Origin of the sequence: Mesorhizobium sp. M2A.F.Ca.ET.039.01.1.1, from assembly GCF_003998035.1 — a bacterium.
Lineage (GTDB): Bacteria > Pseudomonadota > Alphaproteobacteria > Rhizobiales > Rhizobiaceae > Mesorhizobium.
The window spans coordinates 1-5,751 of the sequence record NZ_RZRY01000406.1 but is presented as its reverse complement, the minus strand read 5'-3'; the positions used below and the strand labels follow the sequence as shown (position 1 = coordinate 5,751).

Below are 5,751 nucleotides of genomic sequence, written 5' to 3'. Positions count from 1 at the left end.
CTTCTACGCCTCAAGCCTGCGCGCACTGACACATGATCTCCTCCCGAACTTCGGACGAGCTCTTGCCTAAAGCCAGGCGCATCGCGGCGAGCCTGCCGCCGCTACCGGATCTGGAGTAGCCATGGACGCCGATGTCACAGCCGCGCCCCTTTCCGCGCAAAGCGACGATCTGCCCGACTATGAGCTAGATATATGGCGCATGCCGGTAGGTGCGGCGCGCAGGCCCAGCACGGCGGTGATCGACTGGGGCTTTGCCATGCCGGATGGCAGTCGCTTTACCGCCTCCGAATGGTCGTCTCTGCGTCAGGCCGCCAAGGCGTTCCTGTGGTCGCTGCATGAGGACCCGCCGGGCAGCCAGCGCAGGCCCTTGAGCCTGCGCTCTTTGCCGAGCGCATTCCGCACCCTGAGGCTGATCATTTTTTGGATGGCGGCGGACAGGACGGGGCGCTTCGCGGATATCGACGAGCCCGCCATCGACCGCCTCTTGGCGGCGCTCGAACAACGTCGTGGGAACAATGGTGGACCGCTTGCCGCCGCAACCGTCCAGAATTGCCTCGGACTTCTGCGCATGATGTATCTGCAGCGGGCCAAGCTCTCCGATGCCCCAGCCTGTGCACCGCACCGGAAGCCCACACGTGAAACCGGAATCTGGGCGCGACCGGTTCCGCTGCCATATACGCCCGATCCGATCGCGATCCCTCTCATCTCCGGCGCGCTGCGACTTATAGACGAGCCGGCCGACAGGATCATCGGTCTTCGCGATGAGATGCAGCGCATCTTCGATAACGCGCGTGCCGAGGGCAGAGCCCGTATGACCGCGCGCATCCGCATGATGGATGCCCTGAAAGCCCGGCTGCCCTTGTTGCCGGAGTGGGACAGGCCCCATGTGACGCCGAAGGGGTCGTTGCGCCAGCTCAACTTCCTCGCCGACCGCGTGACCGACGCCTGCTTCGTTGTGATCGCCTATCTGATCGGCGCTAGGGTCTCGGAAATCCTGACACTCGAAGCCGGATGCATCGAACATGAACGGGACGAGGCGGACAACAAGTCTCATGCGTGGCTGGTCGGGTCGATCCATAAGGCGTTCCCTTACGACAAGGGTAAACCGCATCGCTGGATTGCGCCTGAGGCCGTCCAGCGCGCCATCGATGTGATGGAGCGACTCTCGGCTCCGCTGCGGGTGATATCCGGGCAGAACCTGCTATGGCTCGTGCAATCGCCGCTGAACAGTGTCACCCGCACGTCGGACGCGCCGATCCGATCGATCACCGGACTGGCCATAAATCTGCGCCTCAACGCGCACTTTGCGCCGTTCCTCGGCCTGCCGGCTCATGAAGGCGCGCCCTGGCGCTTGACCACCCATCAGGGGCGAAAGACCTTCGCGCGCTTCGTGGGCCGGCGTGACCGCACCGGCCTGTTCGCTCTTCAAAAGCATCTCGGCCATGTGACGCGGGCCATCACCGATCGAGGCTATGTGGGCACCGACTTCGAACTCGCCGAGCTCATCGATACCCATGCTGTCGAGGAGACCCGGCATGCGCTGGAAGAAATGCTGCTCGCGCCAAGGCTCGCCGGCAAGGCGGGGCGCAGGCTGTCGGAACGCTCACCGTTCCGGGGTCGAACCCGTGACGGGGAATTCGACGCCTATGTCGATGCGCTGCTGGCCGATACCGGCATGCGCTTGGGCGTCTGCGACTGGGGCTACTGCCTGTACCGCCAGGAAACCGCCGCCTGTAAGGGAAATGAGCACGGCCCGAATCCCGTGCTCAGAACCCAGAGCACGTGCGCGGCCTGCTCCAACTTCGTGGTGTCCGAGAAGCATCGCCCAGTCTGGGCGGCCAGGCTGGCCCGCAACGAGACGCTGCTTCTACGCACCGGTCTCAATCATGAAAGCCGCGCGCTGGTCGAGTCCCGGATCGCCGAATGCCGGCAGATCCTGACGACGCTGAACAGTGGAGCCGGGCGCAATGGCAGAGACTGAGAAACTCTCCCCACAGCAGCGTCGCCACGCGCGAACCAAGGCGCGCTTGCGCGATGCTCTTCTCGGGCTCTCTGCCGATCCGTCGAGGCCGTTGACAGCCGCGGCCTTAGCACGCGAGGCAGGTGTCGGCCGCAACGCGATTTATGTCGGCCACGCGGATATCCTCGGTGAACTGCGCGACCTGGCGGCGCGCCGGGCCGCCGGACCCGAGGCACGCCGGCCTGATGAGCAGGCGGACCGGGACAAAGTCCGCGCGCTTGAACAGGCCCTCGACAAGCTTGCCACCCAGAATGCCGGTCTGCTGCGGCGCGCCTTGGAAGCCGAGGAGCTCTGGAGACGCAGCGAAGAGCGAAACGCCCAGCTCTCGCGTGAGCTCGCCAAACTCAGGGCGCCTACGCTCGTGACTCGCGAAGCTCCAAGGCGACCTGGCAAACAAGATTGACCGCCAACCCGGTCACGGCGCCGCCCGGCCGGCGCGCGGCCGGAAGAGGCAGAGGGCGGCGGAGGGACCGGACGAGCCAAACGGATCGGGAAAGAGAGCAATTTGGCGGTCCCGGCGGCGTGGCATGACGCCTCCGAGATCGAAGAATACGTCCTCTTAGCCTTCGATCGAAAGGCTCGTTGCACATCAATGGCTTAACTTTAACAAGACGGGTTGACAAATGACCTATAGCTTCATGAAAACCCTGAAGCAGGAAGAGGTGCAAGGTCTCGCCTATAAGGATGCAGATGATGCCCGCAGGCGCATCGGCGCTTTCATCGATACCGTTTACAACACGCAGCGCCTGCATTCGGCGCTCCATTATCTCACGCCGGAGGAATACGAACAGAAGCATTCAGGTGGACGACAGATGGAAAAGGCTGCAGATTCCGACGATTTACCGGACGGCATTCCGATCAAAAGCCGGACGCGATTCCGAGAATTGACCGGACGCGATTCCGATTAAAAACCGGACAGTTTTGAAGCCTGGATAGTGCCTTTGGGTCAGCAACCTGGGCATGCATCTCCTCGCCGGTAGAGGAGAGATGCATGCCGAAGAGAGGAAGGCTGACCATGAGACAATTGAGACAACTGCTTCGACTAAGCGCGGACGGTATGAGCGTTCGCGACATTGCCACCATGCTTGGAATCGCGCGCAGTACGGTGCAGGACAACATAGAGCGAGCGGGTGCCGCCGGGCTTTCCTGGCCATTGCCTGCGGAGCTGACTGACGATGTTCTCGAACATCGGCTCTTCTCCCGTCAGGGCGTCAAACAAGGGATACGCCGACGCGCCGAGCCCGACTGGGGCGCGCTGACGGTCGAACTGAAGAAGCCGGGCGTGACGCTGTCGATCCTGTGGGAGGAGTATCGGGCCGTTCATCCTGATGGTTACGCTTACAGCAGGTTCTGTGACCTGTTTAGAGGCTTCGAGCGGCGCCTGACGCCAACGATGCGCCAGAAGCATGTCGCCGGTGACAAGGTATTCGTCGACTATTCCGGTAAGAAGCTGCCGATCGTGGACCGCAAGACCGGCGAGATCCGCGAGGCCGAGATCTTTCTCGGGGTGCTCGGCGCATCGAGCTACGCCTTTGCCGAGGCGACCTGGAGCCAGGCCTTGCCGGATTGGATTGGCTCGCATGTGCGCATGTTCCGCTTCTTTGGCGGCGTGCCGCGCCTGATTGTTCCCGACAACCTGAAGTCTGGCGTGAACCGGTCGAGCTTCTACGATCCAGAGATCAATCGCAGCTTCGGCATGATGGCTTCCCACTACGGTGTCGGGGTTCTGCCGACGCGGCCGCGGCGACCGAAGGATAAAGCCAAGGTCGAAAGCGGCGTCCGTTTCGCTCAAAGCTGCATTCTCGGCCGGCTGCGGAACCAGACTTTCTTTTCCCTGGACGAAGCCAATGCCGCTATCCGGGAGGCTGTCGAGCGGATCAACACCCACGTCATGCGCCGACTTGGCCAGTGCCGTCGCGACCTGTTCGAGACGATGGAACGTCCAGCGCTCGCCGTGCTGCCCGCCGAGGAATACGAGTTCGCCGAGTGGCGGCTGGCGCGTGTCTCGACAGACTATCATGTCGAGTTCGAGCGCTATTTCTACTCCGTGCCGCACAGCCTCATTCGGGAGCAGGTGGATGTCCGGGCGACGAGCCGAACGATCGAGATCTTCTTCAAGGGCAAACGCGTCGCTGCCCATCAGCGCCGCTATGGTGGGGACCGCTTCGGAACCGATCCGGACCACATGCCCAGTTCGCACCGCCGCTACGCGGAATGGTCGCCGGAGCGCTTCCGGCGCTGGGCTCGCTCGATCGGTCCACAGACCGAGGGGCTCGTCATCGCCATCCTTGCCAGCCGGCCGCATCCGGAACAAGGCTTCAGAACATGCCTCGGCGTTCTCAAGCTCTACCAGGTGATCGACACGGCGCAAGCCGAAGCCGTTTCGGCCCGTGCGCTCGAGATCGGCGGCCTGAACTGCAAAAGCATCAGCGCCCTCATCAAAACCTACAAAGCGTCCAGGCACTCCGCCGAACCTGCTGCCGTCGGCGCGCACGCCAATCTTCGTGGCCCCGGCTACTTTCACTAAGGAAACAATCAACGATGCTGACCAACCCTACCATCGACATGCTGCGCGACCTCGGTCTTTCCGGCATGGCCAGCGCTTTCCGGGAACTGGAGATGCAACCGGAGACAAGAGCCCTCGAGCACGGCGAATGGCTTGCCCTCCTGCTCGAACGGGAGGCGACAACGCGCCGTCAGAAGCGCTTCGAGGCCAGAGCGCGAGCCGCCAGACTACGTCATGACGCCCAGCTCGAGAATGCCGATTTCCGTGCAACTCGCGGTCTCGATCGCAATCTCTTCATGAAGCTGGGGACATGCGACTGGATCAGACAGCGCCATAGCCTGCTCCTGATCGGACCGGCCGGCGTCGGAAAGAGCTGGCTGGCCTGCGCGCTCGGCCACAAGGCATGCCGCGAGGACCTTTCGGTCGCATACCACCGTGTGCCGCGCCTCTTCGCTACGCTCGCCCTTGCCCGCGGAGACGGCCGTTACGCGAAGCTGCTCAAGAGCCTGGCCAAGATCGACTTGCTCATTCTAGACGATTGGGGGCCGGAGAAGCTCAACGACGAGCAACGCCGCGATCTCCTGGAAATCGTCGAGGATCGCTACGAGAAGCGTTCCACCATCGTCACAAGTCAAATTCCCGTGGATCACTGGTACGACATGATCGGCAATCCGACCATCGCCGATGCCGTTCTCGACCGCCTTGTTCATAACGCCTACCGCATCGAACTTTCCGGTGAAAGCATGCGCAAACACAAGGTCCTGCCAGCCCCAGACACAACTCCCGCTTGACCGAAAACGACTTCGTCGACAAATATCAAAAACGACCCAGAGGCGCTCTAAGCCGTCCGGCTTCGCCTCGGAATCGCGTCCGGTATTTTATCGGAATAGGCGTCCGGTTTCGTCTCGGAATCACCGTCCGGTTTCATTGGAATACGCAGATGGCCTGCGCTAAAAGCGTGGGGCGTGCGCCTGGCGCGCCGAATAGCAGCAAGAAAGCCCGAGTGGCCTCACCCGAAAACTGGCTGTGATCATGCATCGGATTCGGATCGACGGCAGCGAATTCCGCTGGTCGAAGGAGGAGGCGACCGCGTGATCAGCAGCTAAGCATTAAGCAAGATCCGCTCTTTCGGCGGTGATATGTCCCCTGCCGGGACGATGGCGTCGGTGATCTCGTAGATGGGAAGGCAGCCCTAATTTAAGGTACTGCGTCGATTATATTGAGG

Annotated in this window: 5 protein-coding genes; all 5 read left to right on the top strand. The window is 62.2% G+C overall.

Going from position 1 to position 5,751, the window contains the following annotated elements; translation table 11 throughout:
- The first annotated feature begins 121 nt into the window (after positions 1–121).
- The 5 genes from EOA24_RS25225 (at position 122) to istB (ending at position 5,317) form a co-directional block, all read left to right on the top strand.
- Entirely contained in the window at positions 122–1,981 is a 1,860-nt protein-coding gene (locus EOA24_RS25225) for an integrase (RefSeq protein ID WP_210213600.1), read from the top strand.
- The gene (locus EOA24_RS25220) at positions 1,968–2,423 is read left to right on the top strand and encodes a hypothetical protein (protein WP_127410173.1); all 456 of its coding nucleotides are present in this window, start codon (positions 1,968–1,970) and stop codon (positions 2,421–2,423) included. Before EOA24_RS25225 ends, EOA24_RS25220 begins: the two co-directional genes overlap by 14 nt.
- Positions 2,424–2,643: 220 nt before the next feature.
- Complete coding sequence (locus EOA24_RS25215) at positions 2,644–2,928, top strand: IS3 family transposase (RefSeq protein WP_127410172.1); 285 nt, start codon at positions 2,644–2,646, stop codon at positions 2,926–2,928.
- Positions 2,929–3,011: 83 nt separating this feature from the next.
- Positions 3,012–4,547 carry an IS21 family transposase gene (gene istA / locus EOA24_RS25210; RefSeq protein ID WP_127410171.1) on the top strand — a complete coding sequence of 512 codons (1,536 nt, stop codon included), beginning with the start codon at positions 3,012–3,014 and terminating at the stop codon, positions 4,545–4,547.
- Positions 4,548–4,561: 14 nt separating this feature from the next.
- Positions 4,562–5,317 (top strand): IS21-like element helper ATPase IstB, encoded by a 756-nt coding sequence (gene istB / locus EOA24_RS25205; RefSeq protein WP_127410170.1) that lies wholly within the window; start codon positions 4,562–4,564, stop codon positions 5,315–5,317.
- Positions 5,318–5,751: the final 434 nt, after the last annotated feature.

Bases quoted from the DNA above. Each gene is read 5' to 3' on its own strand.
- EOA24_RS25225 (WP_210213600.1), top strand. From the start codon at position 122: ATGGACGCCGATGTCACAGCCGCGCCCCTTTCCGCGCAAAGCGACGAT.
- EOA24_RS25220 (WP_127410173.1), top strand. From the start codon at position 1,968: ATGGCAGAGACTGAGAAACTCTCCCCACAGCAGCGTCGCCACGCGCGA.
- EOA24_RS25215 (WP_127410172.1), top strand. From the start codon at position 2,644: ATGACCTATAGCTTCATGAAAACCCTGAAGCAGGAAGAGGTGCAAGGT.
- istA (WP_127410171.1), top strand. From the start codon at position 3,012: ATGCCGAAGAGAGGAAGGCTGACCATGAGACAATTGAGACAACTGCTT.
- istB (WP_127410170.1), top strand. From the start codon at position 4,562: ATGCTGACCAACCCTACCATCGACATGCTGCGCGACCTCGGTCTTTCC.